This is a genomic window from Syntrophales bacterium, assembly GCA_035363115.1.
Lineage (GTDB): Bacteria > Desulfobacterota > Syntrophia > Syntrophales > PHBD01 > PHBD01.
Genome location: DAOSEM010000008.1, coordinates 1 through 18,030, shown reverse-complemented (window position 1 = coordinate 18,030; position 18,030 = coordinate 1). Strand labels below are relative to the sequence as shown.

Genomic DNA, 18,030 nt, shown 5'->3' with positions numbered 1-18,030 from the left:
TGTTTCTTAAACCTTCGGCTGTTCTTTTCTCGCCGGCAACACTTCACCATTGAAAATCAGTACTTTGACACCGATTTGACCATATGCGGTCCTGGCCTCGGCGAAGCCCCAGTCAATGTCTGCCCGCAGCGTGTGCAGGGGCACCCTTCCTTCCCTGTACCACTCGGAGCGGGCCATTTCCGCCCCTCCGAGCCGTCCGGCGCACATGACGCGGATTCCTTTGGCCCCGAACTTGAGAGCTCCTGTCACACATTTTTTCATGGCCCGCCGGAACGCGACGCGACGCTCAAGCTGAAGAGCAATGTTTTCCGCGACGAGCTGCGCATCGACTTCCGGTTTCCGGACTTCAAGGATATTTACAATCACCTCGCTCTTAGAGAGCTGCTGCAGATCTTTTTTGAGTTTTTCTACCTCGGCTCCCTTTTTCCCGATAATGATACCGGGGCGGGCCGCAAAAATATTCACCTTCGCCTTGCTTGCCGCACGTTCGATCTCGATTCTCGACACACCTGCCTGATATAGTTTCTTTTTCAGGAAGGTCCGGATCCGGATGTCCTCATGAAGGAGGTTGTGATAATGTTTATCGGCATACCACTGCGAACGCCATGTCTTGATTCCTCCCAGCCTGAAGCCGATCGGGTTTACCTTCTGCCCCAAAGGGTCACCTCCTTACTCTCTATCTCTCGTCGAGGACGACGGTAATGTGGCTCATCCGTTTCTTGATCCCGGCCGCCCTGCCCTGGGCTCTGGCTCGCCACCGTTTCAGGGAAGGTCCCTGGTCTACGAAAATCTTCTTTACGTACAGAACGTTCTCGTCGATGTTCGGGTTCTGCCTCGCATTCGCAAATGCGGAATTGAGAACTTTATCGACCATGCCGGCGGCGTTTTTCCGCGCAAACTTGAGAATTTTGCGAGCCTCTTCCACATTCTTGTCGCGGATCAGATCCACAACCAGCCGTGCTTTTTGTGGCGATATTCGAACGTATTTTGCAGATGCTTTCGCTTCCATGTATTGCTCACTCCCGACAACCGGCAACGACCGGCAGCGCTCACTTCTTCACTTTCGATTTCCGGTCCCCGGCATGGTTGTAAAATGTCCGGCTCGGGGCAAACTCTCCCAATTTGTGCCCCACCATATTCTCCGTCACGAAAACGGGGATAAACTTCTTCCCGTTGTGAACGGCGAATGTCTGGCCAATAAATTCGGGTGTGATCGTGGACCGGCGCGACCATGTCTTGATCACCGCCTTGCTTGCCGAAGCCTCCACCTGCCGGACTTTCCGAATCAGGCTCTCCTCGACGTAGGGACCCTTCTTGATTGATCGTGCCACCGCTCGCTAACCCCTTTTCTTGACGATGTACTTATCCGTTTGCTTGTTTTTTCTCGTCTTGTGCCCCTTTGTCGGTATTCCCCAAGGGGTACAGGGATGTCGGCCGCCGGAAGACTTGCCTTCCCCGCCGCCCATGGGATGATCGATCGGATTCATCACCACTCCACGAGTATGCGGGCGCCGGCCAGCCCAACGGGAACGGCCCGCCTTTCCAATGCTGATGTTCTCGTGATCCGTGTTCCCCACCTGTCCGATGGTCGCTCTGCATTCAAGGCGGATCTTCCTGACTTCTCCTGAAGGCAGACGGACCTGTGCATATCCGCCTTCCTTCGCCATCAGCTGACCGTATGTCCCCGCGGATCGAATCAACTGCCCGCCTCGACCGGTCTTCAATTCAATGTTATGGATCAGGGAACCCAGGGGAACGTTTTTCAGAATAACTGTGTTGCCGGGCTTCACGTCTGCCTTTTCACTGCTGACCACCGTATCGCCGACCTGAAGCTTATCGGGTGCCAGAATGTATCGCTTCTCGCCGTCAACATACTTCAGAAGGGCGATTCGCGAAGAACGGTTCGGGTCGTACTCGATCGTCGCTACCTTCGCGGGAATATCCGTTTTGTCCCTCCGGAAATCGACGAGGCGGTAACGTCTTTTGTGCCGTCCTCCGACGTTTCGACTCGTCATCCGCCCTTTGTTATTTCTTCCTCCCGTCCTCGGCAGCGGCTTCAAAAGAGACTTGTCCGGATCCGAGGCCGTGATTTCACGGAAATCCGAGCAGGTCTGGAACCTCCTCCCGGGTGACGTGGGTTTGTATTTAACGATTCCCATGCTTCCGTTCCTCTCCCCCTATACCCCTTCGTACAGTTCGATGCGACTGCCCGGGGCCAGAGTAACAACCGCCTTCTTCCAGGATTTCCGCCTGCCCATAATCCTACCGGTTCTCTTGCTTTTTCCCTGAATATTCATGATGTTGACGTCCAGAACCTTCACTTTGAACAATTTCTCAATGGCCTGGCCGATCTCGATCTTGTTTGCTCTCGGATCTACTTCAAAAACATACTTGTTGGCCTCGTCCTTTGCGACGGTGCTCTTCTCCGTCAGGATGGTCTTCTTTACGATCTCATAGTGTTCCATTATGAAAGCAGCGCCCCCTCTATCTTCTTCACGGAAGGCTCCAGCAGAACAAGATGCTGGTATTTCAGGATATCGTAAACATTCAGGCCTTCCGAACGGATCATCTTGATCTCCGGGATGTTCCGGGACGATTTTTCAAGGACTGCGTTGGCCTGGTCCAGAACAAACAGGGCCGTCTTCAGACCGAGACGATCAACAACCGCCTGGAACTTTTTCGTCTTGATCTCATCCAGGGGGAAATCACTCAGAACGATGATTTTTTCTTCCCTGATTTTCAGGCTCAACGCGGACCGCAGTGCTGATCGGCGCATCTTCTTGGGCATCTTGAAGGAATAATCCCGTGGATGGGGTCCAAAAACGACACCGCCTTTCCGCCACAGGGGAGAACGGATGTTTCCCACTCGCGCCCTGCCTGTTCCCTTCTGGCGCCACAGCTTGCGGCTGCTGCCGTGGACATCGCTTCGTTCCTTCGTCGATGCCGTGCCGCTTCTCCGCGCCGCCATCTGCATCCTGACCACTTCATGAAGAAGAGCTTCGTTGACATCCGCTCCGAAAACGACGTCATCCAGCTCGATTTCCGAGACCTTCTTAAATTCTATATTGTATACATTCACCAGCGGCATGGTTTCACCCCGGACCCGGCTAGCTCGCCATTTTTTTCGATTTCTTGATCAGAATATAACCCTTCCGACTTCCTGGAACAGGTCCCTTCACAAGCAGAAGATTCTTGTCAGGTCGAACCGCAACAACGATCAGGTTCAGGACGGTTTTCTGAATTCCACCCATCCGGCCTGGAAGACGCGTCCCCTTGAATACACGGGACGGATCGGCACTGGCCCCGATGGAACCCGGAGCCCGGTGAAACATGGAACCGTGGGTTGCCCTTCCTCCACCGAATCCGTGGCGCTTTATGACACCCGCGAAACCCTTGCCTTTCGTCGTTCCTACGATGTCGACGTGATCCCCGGCAGAGAAGAGATCCGCTTTCAGTTCCTGGCCTATCTCGCAGGGCTCCGGGAATGACCTGAATTCCCTGAGAACCCTGAAATATCCGCGGTCCGCCGCCCTGAAATGTCCCTGCAGCGGTTTCGTCAGACGGTTCTGCTTCACCCGGTCGAATCCCAGCTGAACGGCCTCATAGCCATCCTTCTCGATGGTCTTCTTCTGGACGACCACAGACGGTGTCACCTCGATGACCGTCACTGGAACAGCAACGCCATCCTCCGAAAAAATCTGGGTCATGCCCAGCTTCTTGCCAATCAGTCCTGCACTCATGTCCATCCCAGTCTTCCGCTGCCGAAACAATGCGTTGATCGCGCCTTCGGTTTCGGACAGTTACAGTTTGATCTCCACGTCCACACCGGCAGATAGGTCCAGTTTCATGAGGGCATCCACCGTGGACTGGGTCGGCTCGATGATGTCTATCAGCCGTTTATGCGTCCGGATTTCAAACTGCTCCCGTGACTTCTTGTCTACGTGGGGCGACCGGTTGACGCAGAATTTGTGGATGTCCGTGGGAAGGGGAATCGGACCCGCAACCCGGGCACCCGTCCTCTTCGCGGTTTCCACGATATCGCCTACAGACCGGTCCAGCAGCTTGTAATCGTACGCCTTCAGACGAATGCGAATTTTCTGGTCTTTCATTGCCGCTTCGTGATCCTTCACTTATTCAATGATCTTGCTCACCACGCCCGCGCCGACCGTCCTTCCGCCTTCCCTGATGGCGAATCGGAGCTGCTCTTCCATGGCGATGGGGGTGATCAACTGGACTTCGATGTTGACGTTGTCCCCGGGCATGACCATCTCCACGCCTTCCGGCAGGGTGGCAACACCCGTCACATCGGTGGTGCGGAAATAGAACTGGGGACGGTATCCACTGAAGAAGGGGGTATGCCTTCCACCCTCTTCCTTCGTCAGGACGTACACGGCGGCGTTGAATTTGGTGTGCGGCGTGATGGAACTGGGCTTGGCAACGACCTGGCCCCGCTCCACATCCTCGCGCTTTGTACCGCGAAGGAGAACACCGATATCATCGCCCGCCCGCCCCTCATCCAGGGTCTTGCGGAACATTTCAACACCCGTGCAGACGGTCTTGAAGGTCGGACGAATTCCGACGATCTCGACTTCATCACCCGTATGGATGATCCCGCGGTCCACACGGCCTGTGACGACCGTACCACGCCCGGAGATCGAAAAGACGTCACCGATGGGCATCAGGAAGGGCTTGTCCGTATCCCGCACCGGTTCCGGAATGTAGTTGTCGACTGCATCCATCAACTCCCAGATCGACTTGACGTCTTCGGAATCGATGTCATCGGACTCCAGCGCTTTCAGAGCGGATCCGCGGATGATGGGAATCTCGTCCCCGGGGAACTCGTAATTGGAGAGGAGCTCTCTCAGCTCCAGCTCGACGAGGTCCAGCAGTTCGGGGTCGTCCACCAGGTCCACCTTGTTCAGGTACACGACGATGCAGGGGACACGCACCTGGCGGGCCAGGAGGATGTGTTCCCGGGTCTGGGGCATCGGGCCGTCGGAGGCTGCGACCACGAGAATGGCTCCATCCATGTGGGCGGCGCCGGAAATCATGTTCTTGATATAATCCGCGTGGCCGGGACAGTCGACATGGGCATAATGCCGCTTCGCCGTTTCGTACTCCACGTGGGCGACGTTGATGGTCACTCCCCGCTCTTTCTCTTCAGGAGCATTGTCGATGGAATCAAAGGGCCGAAATTCAGCGAATCCCTTCCGCGCGAGATGCTTCGTCATCGCCGCGGTGAGCGTCGTCTTGCCGTGGTCAACGTGCCCGATGGTGCCGACATTGACATGCGGTTTCGTCCTTTCGAATTTCTTCTTAGCCATCTCGCTGTACCTCCTTATGCTCTGAATGGTTCGATTTATTTTTTCCGGATGCCCTAATGATCTTTCTTATCCTTCATGCCTGCTTGCCCTTACCTGATCTCACGGCGCTCCGTCAGAACCGGTAGTGGGCAAAGGCCTTGTTGGCTTCGGCCATCTTGTGGACCGCTTCGCGCTTCTTGATGGCTGATCCGCGGTTGTTTGCCGCGTCGATCAGCTCCGCCGCCAGCTTCTCGCGCATGGTTTTCTCGGCACGGTCTCTGGCGTTGGAAATCAGCCAGCGGATTCCCAACGCGAGGCGCCGGTTTGCCGGCACTTCCGTCGGGACCTGGTACGTGGAGCCGCCGACTCTCCTCGATTTCACTTCGATCATCGGCTTCACGTTGTTGACTGCCTTCTCGAAGACTTCGACCGGAGGAGCGTCTTTGATACGCTTTTCAATAATATCGAAAGCTCCGTAAAGAATGGATTCCGCCGTACTCTTCTTACCCCGTTTCATCAGACTGTTGACAAATTTTGCCACCAGCCGGTTATGGAATTTCGGATCCGGCAGGATCTCCCTCTTGGTTACTTCTCTTCTTCTCGGCATGAAACAGTCCCCGTGTTAGCTGGGTTTCTTGGATCCGTACTTCGATCTTCCCTGTCTGCGGTCCTGAACACCAACCGCATCAAGAGTACCCCGGACAATGTGATAGCGGACACCGGGCAGGTCCTTGACCCTCCCCCCCCGGACCAGAACCACGGAATGCTCCTGGAGGTTGTGACCGACACCGGGGATATAGGATGTCACTTCATAACCGCCCGTCAGGCGAACCCTCGCCACTTTGCGAAGAGCGGAATTCGGCTTCTTCGGCGTTGTGGTATACACCCGGACGCATACGCCCCGCCTCTGGGGAGAGCCGGCAAGGGCAGGGGAATTCGATTTTTTCTTCAGCTCGGTCCTTCCCTTTCGGATCAGCTGGTTGATCGTCGGCATGCTTCCCTCTCGAATGGTTGATGACCCTGGATTTGCGGGCCGTTCAAAAAGATCGCCTCAATATCAACTGACGACCTCTATGTCAAGCACTTTCTCACCTTCCGCGGCTTCTCCATCCTGGTTTTCAGGTCCGGGAAGCTCTTCCGCTGTCTTGATCCCGAGCTTCCTGTAGATTCCGAGCCCCGTACCCGCCGGAATCAACCTGCCCATGATCACGTTTTCCTTGAGTCCTCTCAGGTAATCGACCTTTCCCGCCAGGGCGGCCTCGGTAAGCACCCGCGTTGTTTCCTGGAAGGATGCCGCCGATATGAAGCTCTGGGTGGACAGGGAGGCCTTGGTGATTCCCAGGAGCAGGGCCTCCCCTGTCGCCGGACGGCCACCCTCCGCCAGAACCCTGGCGTTCTCCTCCTGGAAACGGAACCGCTCCACCTGCTCGTCCGCGATGAAGGTGGTATCGCCCGGATCGTTGATCCGGACACGCCGTAGCATCTGGCGGACGATGATCTCCATGTGCTTGTCGTTGATCTTGACTCCCTGGAGGCGATACACTTCCTGCACTTCATCCACCAAGTAGCGGGCCAGTTCCTTCTCTCCCTTGATGGTGAGAAGGTCGTGCGGATTCTGGACACCGTCCATGAGAGCTTCACCGGCCTTGATCCGGTCCCCTTCCTGGACGCTGACATGCTTGCCCTTCGGGATCAGGTATTCCTTCTCCTCCCCGATGTCGGGGGTGATGATCACCTTCCGTTTCCCTTTGGCATCCTTTCCGTACACCACCACTCCGTCGATCTCACTGATGACGGCGTATTCCTTTGGTTTGCGGGCCTCGAACAGCTCGGCGACGCGGGGAAGACCGCCCGTAATATCCTTTGTCTTGGTGGTCTCCCGGGGGATCTTCGCGAGGATGTCCCCGGCCCGTACCAGATCTCCCTCGTTGACGACGATGTTCACACCGACGGAGAGGAGATGACGCGCAACGGCACTGGTGCCTGGCACTTTCGCGGTTTTTCCCTTCTTGTCCTTGATGGATATTCTCGGCCTCAAATCCATGCCCTTGAATTCGACGATCACCTTGCGGGACAGGCCGGTCACTTCGTCGACCTGCTCCTGCATGGTCTTCCCTTCGATGATATCGCCGAATTTTACGGCCCCTTCCACCTCGGAAAGAATTGGAATCGAGAACGGATCCCACTCGGCGATCAGAGTCGGCTGCTTCTCCACTCCGGTTTTGGGATCCTTGCCCGGGCCGAAGACCTTATCGCCCTCCCTCACCTTGAGATGGGCACCATAGGGAACAGGATAGCGGCCCCTGGCCCTTCCCTGATCGTCCACGACATGGATTTCCCCGTTCCGGTTCATAACCACCAGGTCTGCGCGCCGCGCCTTTTTAACCTCTTCGCCCTGGTCCGGATCGACTACGTGAAGATCTTCAAAGCGGATCGTTCCGTCGTGCCGGGCCTCCAATGTGGAGTGTTCCTCGAATTTGGCTGTTCCACCGATGTGGAAGGTCCGCATGGTCAACTGCGTTCCCGGTTCACCGATGGACTGAGCAGCGATGATTCCGACCGCTTCGCCGATGTTCGCCAGATGGCCGTGGGCAAGATCGCGACCGTAACACATGGCACAAACCCCGTAGACGGATTTGCAGGTGAGAACGGAACGGATTTTGACTCTCTCGATCCCGGCGTTGTCGATCTTCTCGGCCAGGGCTTCGTCGATCGCCTGATTGGCCGGAATGATGACCTCGCTGGTGAAGGGATCCTTGACTTCTTCCAGGGTCACGCGGCCCAGAACGCGCTCGCCGGCAGTCTCAATGATCTCGCCCCCTTCCATCAGGGCGGAGACGAAGATGCCGTCAATGGTTCCACAGTCCGTCTCCGTGATGATGCAATCCTGGGCAACGTCCACGAGCCTCCGGGTGAGGTAGCCCGAGTTGGCCGTCTTGAGGGCCGTGTCGGCAAGGCCTTTCCGGGCACCGTGGGTGGATATGAAGTACTGGAGAACCGTCAGTCCCTCCCGGAAGTTGGCCGTAATGGGAGTCTCGAGGATTTCTCCGGAGGGTTTGGCCATCAAGCCGCGCATTCCGGCCAGCTGCCTGATCTGGACGGCGCTTCCGCGGGCTCCGGAATCGGCCATCATGTAGATCGGATTGAAGCTCTCGGCCTTTTTCCTGGCCCCCTCCTTGCCATCAAGGATCTCCTTTTCAATCCCGCCCATCATTTCTGAGGCGACCCGTTCGGTCGCCTGTGCCCAGATGTCGATGACCTTGTTGTAGCGCTCCCCGTCCGTGATCAATCCGTCCATATACTGCTTCTGGATCTTGAGGACTTCCTTGTCGGCCTTGGCCACGATTTCCCGCTTGTTGGCTGGGATCACCATGTTGTGAATCGCAATGGAGCATCCCGAACTGGTGGCGTACTTGAACCCGAGGTCTTTCAGGCGGTCCGCCAGAAGGACCGTCGTCTTGTCGCCCAGGGTGCGGTAGCAGTGGTCGATCAAGTTCGCCAGTTCCTTCTTGTTCATCACCTTGTTGATGAGATCGAAGGGAATTTCCTTGGGTATGATCTCAAAGAGGATGATGCGTCCCGCCGTTGTTTCCTTCAGCACGCCCTCCAGTCGGACCCGGATTTTTGCCTGGAGGTCGATCTCGCCGGCATCGAGGGCGCAGCGCACTTCTTCGGGTCCGGAAAAGGTCATTCCCTCTCCCTTGATCCCGGACCGGTCCCGCGTCAGGTAATAAATCCCCAGAACGATATCCTGGCTCGGGATGATGATGGGCTTGCCGTTGGCCGGGGATAGAATGTTGTTCGTCGACATCATGAGGACCCGGGCTTCCGTCTGGGCCTCGATGGAAAGAGGTACGTGGACGGCCATCTGGTCTCCGTCGAAGTCCGCGTTGAAGGCAGTGCAGACAAGCGGATGCAGCTGGATGGCCTTTCCCTCGATGAGGACAGGCTCGAACGCCTGAATGCCGAGCCGGTGAAGGGTGGGCGCCCGATTCAACATGACGGGATATTCCCGAACGACTTCGTCCAGGGCATCCCAGACCTCTGCGGATTCCCGCTCCACCATCTTCTTGGCACTCTTGACGGTGGTCACGTAACCTCGATCCATCAGCCGGTTGTAGACAAAAGGCTTGAACAGTTCGAGGGCCATTTTCTTGGGCAGGCCGCACTGGTGAAGCCTCAGATCCGGTCCGACGGTGATGACCGAACGGCCAGAATAATCAACCCGCTTCCCAAGCAGGTTCTGGCGAAACCGGCCCTGCTTCCCCTTGAGCATATCCGATAGGGAACGCAGCGGCCGCTTGTTTGTCCCGGTGATCGCCCTGCCTCTCCGGCCATTGTCGAACAGAACGTCCACGGCTTCCTGGAGCATTCTCTTCTCGTTGCGGATGATGATTTCCGGGGCGTTGAGCTCCTGGAGCCGCTTCAGCCGGTTGTTCCGGTTGATGACCCGGCGGTACAGATCGTTCAGATCCGACGTGGCGAACCGTCCCCCATCAAGCGGCACCAGGGGCCGCAGATCCGGAGGAATCACCGGCAGCACGGTCAGGACCATCCATTCGGGCCGGTTGCCCGACTTGCGGAGGGCCTCCACCACCTTCAGCCGCTTGACGAGCTTCTTTTTCTTCGTGTCGGAGACGGACGTCTTCAGTTCATCCCGGAGCTCTTCGTAAAGCTGCTCCAGGTCGATTTCCTCCAGCAGTTTCCGGACCGCTTCCGCTCCGATTCCCGCAACGAAGGATTCCGCTCCGAATTCCTCACACCTCCGGAAATACTCCTCTTCGTCGAGAAGCTCCTTCCTCTTGAGAGGTGTGTTTTTCGGATCCAGGACGATCCAGGATTCGAAGTAGAGAACCTTCTCCAGTTCCTTGAGGGTCATGTCCAGGATGTTGCCGATCCGGCTGGGCAGGCTCTTCAGGAACCAGATATGGGCCACCGGCGTCGCCAGGGTGATGTGACCCATGCGCTCGCGGCGGACCTTCGACTGAATAACCTCGACGCCGCACTTTTCACAGACGACGCCCCGATGCTTCATGCGCTTGTAACGCCCGCACAGGCACTCGTAATCCTTCACGGGACCGAAGATTTTCGCACAGAACAGGCCGTCCCGTTCCGGTTTGAATGTCCGATAATTGATCGTCTCCGGCTTTTTCACTTCCCCCTTGGACCAGGAAAGAATCTTCTCGGGAGAAGCGATGCGCATGCGGATCGCGCTGAAGCGGATGGGATCCTTCGGTTTTTCGAAATAGCTGAACACGTCTTCCACGGATTAATATTCCTCCGTCTGCCTGTTGGGGGACCGGCCCCTTCACTCTTCCTCGATCAAATCCACGTCGAGGCAGAGACTCTGCAACTCCTTCACGAGGACATTGAACGATTCGGGAAGCCCCGGTTCCAGCGTATGCTCGCCCTTTACGATCGCCTCGTAGATCCGGGTCCGGCCGGCCACATCGTCGGACTTGACCGTCAGGAACTCCTGAAGTGAGTAGGAACCGCCGTAAGCCTCCATGGCCCAGACTTCCATTTCCCCCAGGCGCTGGCCGCCGAACTGGGCCTTCCCGCCCAGAGGCTGTTGGGTGACCAGAGAATACGGACCGATGGAACGGGCATGGATCTTGTTGTCGACCAGGTGGTGGAGCTTGAGCATGTAGATCATGCCGACGGTGATTTCCTGGTCAAAGGGTTCCCCGGTGCGGCCGTCAAACAGAAGAGTCTGCCCCTTTTCGGGAAGGTTTGCCGACTTCAGCATGTCGCGGATTTCGACTTCCTCGGCCCCGTCAAAAACCGGTGTGGAGACGGCAATGCCCTTGCGGAGCCGGGCTGCGAACTGGCTGATCTCCTCGTCGGTGGCTCCGTCCACGAACCGCTCGAACTCGGGGGTGGAATAGATCGTCTTCATTTCCCGTTTGAGTTCATCGGCGGGGGCCTTGCTCCGGTAGAGGTCATAGACCTTCTCTCCCAACCCCTTGGCCGCCCAGCCCAGATGCGTTTCCAGAATCTGGCCTACGTTCATGCGGGACGGCACGCCCAGGGGATTCAGGATGATGTCTACGGGTGTCCCGTCCATGAAGAAGGGCATGTCTTCTTCTGGAAGGATGCGTGAAAGAACGCCCTTGTTGCCGTGTCGGCCGGCCATCTTGTCACCGACCGACAGTTTTCGCTTGATGGCCACATACACCTTGACCATCTTGATCACACCCGGCGGCAGTTCGTCACCGGCCTTGAGCCTTTCGATCTTGTCCGCGAAATAGGCTTCTACGAGGTCGATCTTGCGCTCCAGATTCGCCATCAGGACTCCGACCTTGCGCTCCGTCTCTTCATCTTCCGGCAGGGTGATCCCCTTCCAGAGGCTGAAGGGAGTACTCTCCAGGAATTCCTTGGTGACGGCTTCCCCCTTCTTGAGGACGATTTTCTTCTTTTTCGGATCCACGATCTTAGAGCCGGCTGTCTTTCCCTCCAGCATCGAAGCGATCTTGCCTCTCACGTTTTCCGTGATGATCCGGATCTCGTCATCCCGGTCCTTGAGGATTCCACGCACGGCCTCTTCCTCGATGTACTGGGACCGGGAATCCCTCTCCGCTCCCTTCCGGGAGAAAATCTTGGCGTCGATGACGGTCCCTTCCACGCCCGGCGGAACACGGAGGGAAGTGTCCCGGACATCGCTCGCCTTTTCTCCGAAAATGGCGCGCAGGAGCTTCTCTTCCGGAGACAGCTGGGTCTCACCCTTGGGGGTGATCTTTCCGACCAGAATATCCCCCGGCTTGACGGAGACACCCATTCTCACGATCCCGCTGTCATCGAGGTTTTTCAGTGCCTCTTCACCGACATTCGGGATGTCCCGGGTAATCTCCTCCTTGCCCAGCTTCGTGTCCCGGGCCATCGTCTCGAATTCCTCAATGTGGATCGATGTGTAGACGTCTTCCTTGACGATCCGCTCACTCACCAGGATCGAGTCTTCATAGTTGTAGCCTCCCCAGGACATGAAGGCCACCATCACGTTCCGGCCCAGGGCGAGTTCACCGTTGTCCGTTGCTGGTCCGTCGGCGATGATGTCGCCCGCCCGGACTTCGTCTCCCGGATGGACAATAGGCTTCTGGTTGAAGCAGGTGTCCTGGTTGGAGCGCTGATACTTGGTGAGATTGTAGATGTCGACGCCCGTGTCCGTTTCATCCTGATCGTGGACGCTGCAGCGGATCACGATGCGGGAGGCATCCACGCTCTCGACCGTTCCGGGCCGGCGGGCCGCTACAACGGCACCAGAGTCCCGTGCGACGACGGACTCCATGCCGGTCCCCACGAGGGGCACTTCCGGCTGCATCAGCGGAACCGCCTGACGCTGCATGTTCGACCCCATGAGGGCGCGGTTGGCGTCGTCATGCTCCAGGAACGGGATCAGGGCCGCGGCGACACTGACCAGCTGGTTTGGTGAGACGTCCATCATCGTCACGTCGGAGGCGGCCACCGCCATGTAGTTCCCACCCTTCCGGGCAGAGATCAGATCATCCTGGAAATTTCCCTGCGTGTCCAGATTGACGTCGGACGGGGCAATGATCCGGCTTTCCTCTTCGATGGCCGTCAGGAACTTGACGTCCTCCTGCACCTTCCCTTCATCGACGAGACGATAGGGGGTCTCGATGAAGCCGAATTCATTGACCCGGGCATAGGTGCTGAGCGAAACGATGAGGCCGATGTTCGGCCCTTCCGGCGTCTCCACCGGACAGATCCGCCCATAATGCGTCGGGTGAACGTCCCGCACCTCGAACCCCGCTCGCTCCCTCGTCAGACCGCCGGGCCCCAGGGCGGACAGGCGGCGCTTGTGCGTGATCTCGGAGAGGGGATTCGTCTGGTCCATGAACTGCGACAGCTGGCTGCTGCCGAAGAATTCGTTCACCACGGCCGAGACCGGCTTGGCGTTGACGAGGTCGTGGGGCATCATGGTCTCGATGTCCTGGAGGCTCATCTTTTCCTTGATGGCCCTCTCCATCCGGACAAGACCGATCCGGTACTGGTTTTCGATCAGTTCCCCCACCGAACGGACTCGCCGGTTTCCCAGGTGGTCGATGTCGTCCACGCTTCGGTCCTGAACCCCGTTTTTCAGGTCGATCAGGTATTTTACGGCTGCCAGGATGTCCTCGTTCCGGAGAACGGCCACATCCGTCGGCACATCCAGGCCGAGCTTATAGTTCATTTTCGCCCTGCCGACATCCGACAGGTCGTACGTTTCCGCTTCGAAAAAGAGGCTGCGGAAAAATTTGAACGCCGTTTCGGGGGTCGGCGGATTGCTGGGACGCAGCCTTCTGTAGATTTCGATGATCGCGTCTTCAGCCGAGTCGATCCGGTCCATGATCAGGGTATCCCGGATGGAGGCAGACGTCGTGTCCTCATCCAGGTGAATCAGACGGACATCCTGTACTCCCTTATCCCGGAGCAGCTCCAGTCCCTGGCTCGTCAGTTCCTCATTGCACTTGAGCAGGACCTCCTCCGATTGGGGATCGAGGACATTCGAGGCCAGGATCCGGCCCAGCATATCCGCTTCTTCGGCCGGGATTCTCAGGATTCCGGCCTCGGTCATCTTTCTGATCAGCTGCTTGTTGAGCTTCCTCCCTCTTTTGACGATGACATCACCGCTTTTCGGATCCTTGATATCCTCCAGCACCTTTTCCCCGATCAGGGATTCGTCCACGTCGATGAACAGATCCTGGCCTTCCAGGTGTACCGTTTCCACACTGTAAAAGTAGTTCAACAGGAAATCCGTGGAATTCCCCATGGCTTTCAGCAGAATGGTGACGGGCATTTTCCGGCGACGGTCGATGCGGACGTACAGGATGTCCTTGGAATCGAACTCCAGGTCAAGCCAGGATCCGCGAATCGGAATGAGCCGTGCGGAGTATATCAGCTTTCCGCTGGCCAGCGTCTTTCCCTTGTCATGATCAAAAAAGATACCCGGCGAGCGATGGAGCTGGCTGACGATCACGCGCTCCGTGCCGTTGACGATGAACGTGCCATTCCTCGTCATGAGAGGGATCTCGCCGAAGTAGATCTCCTGCTCCTTGATGTCCCGGATCGCTCTGTTGTCGCTGCTGCGATCCACGTCAAACACCCGGAGTTGGACAACGATTTTCAGGGGCGCCGCATACGTCATGCCCTTCTGGACGCACTCGTTCATGTCGTATCGAGCCTGCCCGATCTTGTAGCTGACGAATTCAAGAGTGCATTTCCCGCTGAAGTCGGAAATGGGAAAGACGCTCCGGAATGCGCCTTGAAGGCCGAAGTTTTTCCTCTGGTCCGGTTCGACATCCCATTGCAGGAACTTGTCATACGACCGCAGCTGGATATCGATCAGGTTCGGAATGTCGAGGATCTTCCTGATCCGGCCGAAACTCTTTCTGAATGCTCCCATAATTCCCTTTCAGAAGTCCGTGTTCCAGGGTGGCAGGCTGAAAAACGGGGGCGCAGGAAACCTGTAACCCCCGTCACAGTCAGGTTTCCTGCTACTTCACTTCCACGGTACCGCCGACTTTCTCGATTTTGGCTTTGATGTCCGCCGCTTCATCCTTGGAGACCGCCTCCTTGACAGGCTTGGGCACTCCTTCCACGAGATCCTTGGCTTCCTTCAGGCCGAGCCCTGTAATAGCGCGGACTTCCTTGATGACCTGGATCTTCTGATCTCCAAAGCCGGTCAGGATTACGTCAAATTCCGTCTTCTCCTCGGCAGGGGCTGCCGCCGCGGCGGGACCGGCGGCCACGGCCACGGCAACAGGCGCGGCAGCTGAGACGCCAAGCCGGCTCTCCAGTTCCTTGACCATTTCGGAAAGCTCCAGAACGGTCATATTCTCGATGAACTTGATTACGTCTTCCTTGGTGATGTTCGACATGTTCAACCTTCCTTCCTGTATGATGCGAGGTTTCTTTGTTTACGAAGCACTTTCCTTCTTGTCCCGGTATGCCGCCAGAACCTGGACCAGTCCGCGGGACACGCCGCTCAGCGCCGTCACCAGGCCTGTCTGGACGCCGATCATGACGGACAGCAGCTTCGCCTGCAGAACTTCCCGGCTGGGCAGTTCCGAGATGGCGCCGATCTGCTGAGCCGTCAGGACCTTGCCTTCCAGCATGCCCGTCCGGAGTTCCAACTCGGCATTCTTCTTCGCGAATTCAACAAGCACCTTGGTGCATTCAACGGCATCGCCGGCATTCAGGGTCATGACAAGGGGTCCCTTGACCTCCCCTTCCAGGGCGCTGAAAGGGGTTCCCCTGGCCGCAATGCGCCACAAGGTGTTCTTGATCACCTGTACATCCGAGTTGGTTTTTCGCAGGGCGTTCCTCAATTCCGTCATTTTCGCCACGTTCATCCCTTTGTAGCCGGCGAGGACGGCGAGTTTGGCCTCCTTCAACTGTTCGTGAAGGGAGGCGACCACCTGCTCCTTCGTTTTCCGATCCAATCTCCAACCTCCTTTCCTCTCAAAGTCACCTACGCCCGGGAAGCGATTTTCTTCACTTCCTCAGGAAAGTCGGAGACACGTATCATCATACAGGAAAAATGGACCAGCATGACCATTCGGTCATCCTGCACGGAACACTTGAACCTCGTCTCGGCAGGCCGGGCATAGCCCGATTAAACATCTCCTGTGCCTGCTGTCTCCGACTGTTTCTTGACCGGTCAGTGATTATGTTGCCTTAACATCCTGAGGATCCACCTTGATCCCGGGACCCATGGTGGTGGAAAGGGATATGCTCTTCAGGTAGGTCCCTTTGCTTGATGCAGGTTTCAGCTTGATGATCGTTTCGATAACGGCCTGAATGTTCTCCATCAGTTTTTCCGGCCCGAAGGAAACCTTTCCCACGGGAGTATGAACGATTCCGGCCTTTTCCACCCGGAACTCGACCTTCCCCGCTTTCAGCTCCTTCACCGTCCTTCCGACGTCAAACGTCACCGTACCGACTTTCGGATTGGGCATGAGCCCCCTGGGACCGAGGATCTTGCCGAGTTTTCCGACGCTTCCCATCATGTCCGGTGTGGCAATCACCCGATCGAACTCCAGCCAGCCGCCCTTGATTTTCTCAACGATGTCGTCCGATCCGACTACATCCGCACCGGCATCGGCGGCTTCCTTTTCTTTTTCTCCCTTGGCAAAAACGAGAACCCGCACCGTTTTCCCCAGGCCGTTCGGCAGAACAACGCTTCCGCGAACCATCTGGTCGGCGTGGGCAGGGTTTACTCCCAGGCGAATGGCGGCATCCACCGTTTCGTCGAATTTGGCGCGGGTGGTGCCAACAAGGATTTCAACCGCCTCCTTCAGGGCGTAACGCGTCCCCGGGGTGACCTTCTTTTTCACTTCCTGATAGCTTTTCCCTTTGCTCGGCATGACCGTAACCTCGTGAACGATTCTAACCCTTGATGTCGATACCCATGGATTTTGCTGTTCCCTCGATGATGCGAACGGCTCCCTCCATGTTGACAGCATTCAAGTCGTTGAACTTTAACTCCGCGATTTCCCGGACTTGCTTCTCTGTCACCGCGCCCACTTTTTCTTTCCTGGGGTTGTTGGATCCCTTGGCGATTTTCGCTGCCTGTTTCAGGAGAACGGAAGCCGGGGGCGTCTTGGTTATGAATGTGAAGGACCGGTCGGCATAAACCGTAATGATCACCGGCACAACCATGCCCTCCTGGTGCTGGGTCATGGCGTTGTACGCCTTGCAGAACTCCATGATGTTGACCCCGTGCTGGCCGAGGGCCGGACCGATGGGCGGAGACGGCGTCGCCTTCCCGGCCTTGATCTGCAGTTTGATGTTTGCGATGACCTTTTTTGCCATGTGGAAACCTCTTCCTGTGAAATACCCGGCAGGCATCGGGCCTCCGGGAACGGGCGAATCAGCTCTGCACCACCTGGACGAAATCGAGTTCCACCGGGGTAGAACGCCCGAAAATGCTGACGATGACTCTCAGTTTCCCCTTCTCCGGCTTCACTTCATCGATCACGCCGTCGAAGTTCGTGAACGGCCCGTCAATGATCCGCACATGATCCCCTTCCTCGAACTTGAATTTCGGCTTCGGCTTCAATGTGCCCTCGTCGATGCGGGTGCGCAGAAGCTCGACGTCGCTGTCGGGAATGGGAGACGGCTTGTCCTTGCTGCCGATGAAACCGGTTACTTTCGGCGTCTCCTTGACAATATGCCAGGTCTGGTCATTGAGCTCCATCTGGACCAGAATATAGCCGGGGAAGAATTTTCTTTTGGAGGTCCGCTTTTCTCCCGAGATCAACTCTACGATATCCTCCTCCGGAATGAGGATATCCGCAAACGAATCCTGCATGTTCGCCGCCTGGATCCGCTCCTGGAGGGAATGCTTCACCCTGTTCTCGTAACCAGAGTAAGTATGGACTACGTACCAGCGGAACGCCATCGAATTCAACCCAATATGAGCCGCAGGACTTTGACCAGGCCGAAATCCACCAGCCCGAGAAACAGGGACATGACAACCACTACCACAAGCACGACAGAAGTGGATGCCAATGCCTGCTTCGGGGTCGGCCATGTAACCTTCTTGAACTCCGCCTTGGCCTCCGCAAGGAAAACCTTGACCTTCTCGAAAGCCTCCTTCACTTTATCCATGAAAGGCTCCTGCCAGACCGCTCGCTAAACAGGGACACAAGAAATGGCAGGCCAGGAGGGACTCGAACCCCCAGCATCCGGATTTGGAGTCCGGCGCTCTATCCATTAGAGCTACTGG

At 56.9% G+C, this 18,030-nt stretch carries 19 protein-coding genes; all 19 read right to left on the bottom strand.

Annotated elements, in window-relative coordinates:
- Positions 1 to 6: 6 nt before the first annotated feature.
- The 19 genes from rpsC to secE all read right to left on the bottom strand — a co-directional run bounded on the left by rpsC (position 7) and on the right by secE (position 17,912).
- Entirely contained in the window at positions 7 to 657 is a 651-nt protein-coding gene (rpsC, locus tag PLO63_13965; GenBank protein ID HOI75245.1) for a 30S ribosomal protein S3, read from the bottom strand.
- A gap of 19 nt (positions 658 to 676) precedes the next feature.
- Positions 677 to 1,009 carry a 50S ribosomal protein L22 gene (gene rplV, locus PLO63_13960; GenBank protein ID HOI75244.1) on the bottom strand — a complete coding sequence of 111 codons (333 nt, stop codon included), beginning with the start codon at positions 1,007 to 1,009 and terminating at the stop codon, positions 677 to 679.
- 40 nt (positions 1,010 to 1,049) lie between these two features.
- Positions 1,050 to 1,331 carry a 30S ribosomal protein S19 gene (gene rpsS, locus PLO63_13955; GenBank protein ID HOI75243.1) on the bottom strand — a complete coding sequence of 94 codons (282 nt, stop codon included), beginning with the start codon at positions 1,329 to 1,331 and terminating at the stop codon, positions 1,050 to 1,052.
- 6 nt (positions 1,332 to 1,337) lie between these two features.
- Positions 1,338 to 2,159, bottom strand: a complete 822-nt coding sequence (rplB, locus tag PLO63_13950; GenBank protein HOI75242.1) for a 50S ribosomal protein L2 — start codon at positions 2,157 to 2,159, stop codon at positions 1,338 to 1,340.
- Positions 2,160 to 2,177: 18 nt separating this feature from the next.
- The gene (gene rplW / locus PLO63_13945; GenBank protein ID HOI75241.1) at positions 2,178 to 2,465 is read right to left on the bottom strand and encodes a 50S ribosomal protein L23; all 288 of its coding nucleotides are present in this window, start codon (positions 2,463 to 2,465) and stop codon (positions 2,178 to 2,180) included.
- Positions 2,465 to 3,088: a 50S ribosomal protein L4 gene (rplD, locus tag PLO63_13940; protein HOI75240.1), complete on the bottom strand. Its 624-nt coding sequence runs from the start codon at positions 3,086 to 3,088 to the stop codon at positions 2,465 to 2,467. Before rplD ends, rplW begins: the two co-directional genes overlap by 1 nt.
- A gap of 19 nt (positions 3,089 to 3,107) precedes the next feature.
- Positions 3,108 to 3,740, bottom strand: coding sequence for a 50S ribosomal protein L3 (gene rplC, locus PLO63_13935; GenBank protein ID HOI75239.1), 633 nt, complete (start codon positions 3,738 to 3,740; stop codon positions 3,108 to 3,110).
- Between the two features lie 60 nt (positions 3,741 to 3,800).
- Positions 3,801 to 4,109, bottom strand: coding sequence for a 30S ribosomal protein S10 (gene rpsJ, locus PLO63_13930; protein ID HOI75238.1), 309 nt, complete (start codon positions 4,107 to 4,109; stop codon positions 3,801 to 3,803).
- 21 nt (positions 4,110 to 4,130) lie between these two features.
- Positions 4,131 to 5,324, bottom strand: coding sequence for an elongation factor Tu (gene tuf, locus PLO63_13925; GenBank protein ID HOI75237.1), 1,194 nt, complete (start codon positions 5,322 to 5,324; stop codon positions 4,131 to 4,133).
- Between the two features lie 112 nt (positions 5,325 to 5,436).
- A complete protein-coding gene (gene rpsG / locus PLO63_13920; GenBank protein ID HOI75236.1) occupies positions 5,437 to 5,910 on the bottom strand; it encodes a 30S ribosomal protein S7 in 474 nt (157 codons plus the stop codon).
- Between the two features lie 15 nt (positions 5,911 to 5,925).
- Entirely contained in the window at positions 5,926 to 6,297 is a 372-nt protein-coding gene (rpsL, locus tag PLO63_13915) for a 30S ribosomal protein S12 (protein ID HOI75235.1), read from the bottom strand.
- Positions 6,298 to 6,360: 63 nt separating this feature from the next.
- Positions 6,361 to 10,569, bottom strand: coding sequence for a DNA-directed RNA polymerase subunit beta' (gene rpoC / locus PLO63_13910; protein ID HOI75234.1), 4,209 nt, complete (start codon positions 10,567 to 10,569; stop codon positions 6,361 to 6,363).
- A gap of 42 nt (positions 10,570 to 10,611) precedes the next feature.
- Complete coding sequence (gene rpoB, locus PLO63_13905) at positions 10,612 to 14,703, bottom strand: DNA-directed RNA polymerase subunit beta (GenBank protein HOI75233.1); 4,092 nt, start codon at positions 14,701 to 14,703, stop codon at positions 10,612 to 10,614.
- A gap of 91 nt (positions 14,704 to 14,794) precedes the next feature.
- Complete coding sequence (gene rplL, locus PLO63_13900) at positions 14,795 to 15,178, bottom strand: 50S ribosomal protein L7/L12 (protein HOI75232.1); 384 nt, start codon at positions 15,176 to 15,178, stop codon at positions 14,795 to 14,797.
- A gap of 39 nt (positions 15,179 to 15,217) precedes the next feature.
- Entirely contained in the window at positions 15,218 to 15,742 is a 525-nt protein-coding gene (gene rplJ / locus PLO63_13895; GenBank protein HOI75231.1) for a 50S ribosomal protein L10, read from the bottom strand.
- A gap of 225 nt (positions 15,743 to 15,967) precedes the next feature.
- A complete protein-coding gene (gene rplA, locus PLO63_13890) occupies positions 15,968 to 16,666 on the bottom strand; it encodes a 50S ribosomal protein L1 (protein HOI75230.1) in 699 nt (232 codons plus the stop codon).
- 22 nt (positions 16,667 to 16,688) lie between these two features.
- Positions 16,689 to 17,114 (bottom strand): 50S ribosomal protein L11, encoded by a 426-nt coding sequence (rplK, locus tag PLO63_13885; GenBank protein ID HOI75229.1) that lies wholly within the window; start codon positions 17,112 to 17,114, stop codon positions 16,689 to 16,691.
- A 58-nt stretch (positions 17,115 to 17,172) separates the two neighbouring features.
- The gene (gene nusG / locus PLO63_13880) at positions 17,173 to 17,703 is read right to left on the bottom strand and encodes a transcription termination/antitermination protein NusG (GenBank protein HOI75228.1); all 531 of its coding nucleotides are present in this window, start codon (positions 17,701 to 17,703) and stop codon (positions 17,173 to 17,175) included.
- A 5-nt stretch (positions 17,704 to 17,708) separates the two neighbouring features.
- On the bottom strand, positions 17,709 to 17,912 hold the full coding sequence (secE, locus tag PLO63_13875) for a preprotein translocase subunit SecE (GenBank protein ID HOI75227.1): 204 nt from the start codon (positions 17,910 to 17,912) through the stop codon (positions 17,709 to 17,711).
- Between the last annotated feature and the right edge of the window lie 118 nt (positions 17,913 to 18,030).

Excerpts from the sequence above, each read along its gene's own strand:
- secE (HOI75227.1), bottom strand. The coding sequence starts at position 17,912 with ATGGATAAAGTGAAGGAGGCTTTCGAGAAGGTCAAGGTTTTCCTTGCG.
- rplC (HOI75239.1), bottom strand. The coding sequence starts at position 3,740 with ATGAGTGCAGGACTGATTGGCAAGAAGCTGGGCATGACCCAGATTTTT.
- rplW (HOI75241.1), bottom strand. The coding sequence starts at position 2,465 with ATGGAACACTATGAGATCGTAAAGAAGACCATCCTGACGGAGAAGAGC.
- rplB (HOI75242.1), bottom strand. The coding sequence starts at position 2,159 with ATGGGAATCGTTAAATACAAACCCACGTCACCCGGGAGGAGGTTCCAG.
- rplA (HOI75230.1), bottom strand. The coding sequence starts at position 16,666 with ATGCCGAGCAAAGGGAAAAGCTATCAGGAAGTGAAAAAGAAGGTCACC.
- rpsL (HOI75235.1), bottom strand. The coding sequence starts at position 6,297 with ATGCCGACGATCAACCAGCTGATCCGAAAGGGAAGGACCGAGCTGAAG.
- nusG (HOI75228.1), bottom strand. The coding sequence starts at position 17,703 with ATGGCGTTCCGCTGGTACGTAGTCCATACTTACTCTGGTTACGAGAAC.
- rplV (HOI75244.1), bottom strand. The coding sequence starts at position 1,009 with ATGGAAGCGAAAGCATCTGCAAAATACGTTCGAATATCGCCACAAAAA.
- rpoB (HOI75233.1), bottom strand. The coding sequence starts at position 14,703 with ATGGGAGCATTCAGAAAGAGTTTCGGCCGGATCAGGAAGATCCTCGAC.
- rpsJ (HOI75238.1), bottom strand. The coding sequence starts at position 4,109 with ATGAAAGACCAGAAAATTCGCATTCGTCTGAAGGCGTACGATTACAAG.
- rplD (HOI75240.1), bottom strand. The coding sequence starts at position 3,088 with ATGCCGCTGGTGAATGTATACAATATAGAATTTAAGAAGGTCTCGGAA.
- tuf (HOI75237.1), bottom strand. The coding sequence starts at position 5,324 with ATGGCTAAGAAGAAATTCGAAAGGACGAAACCGCATGTCAATGTCGGC.
- rpsG (HOI75236.1), bottom strand. The coding sequence starts at position 5,910 with ATGCCGAGAAGAAGAGAAGTAACCAAGAGGGAGATCCTGCCGGATCCG.
- rplL (HOI75232.1), bottom strand. The coding sequence starts at position 15,178 with ATGTCGAACATCACCAAGGAAGACGTAATCAAGTTCATCGAGAATATG.
- rplK (HOI75229.1), bottom strand. The coding sequence starts at position 17,114 with ATGGCAAAAAAGGTCATCGCAAACATCAAACTGCAGATCAAGGCCGGG.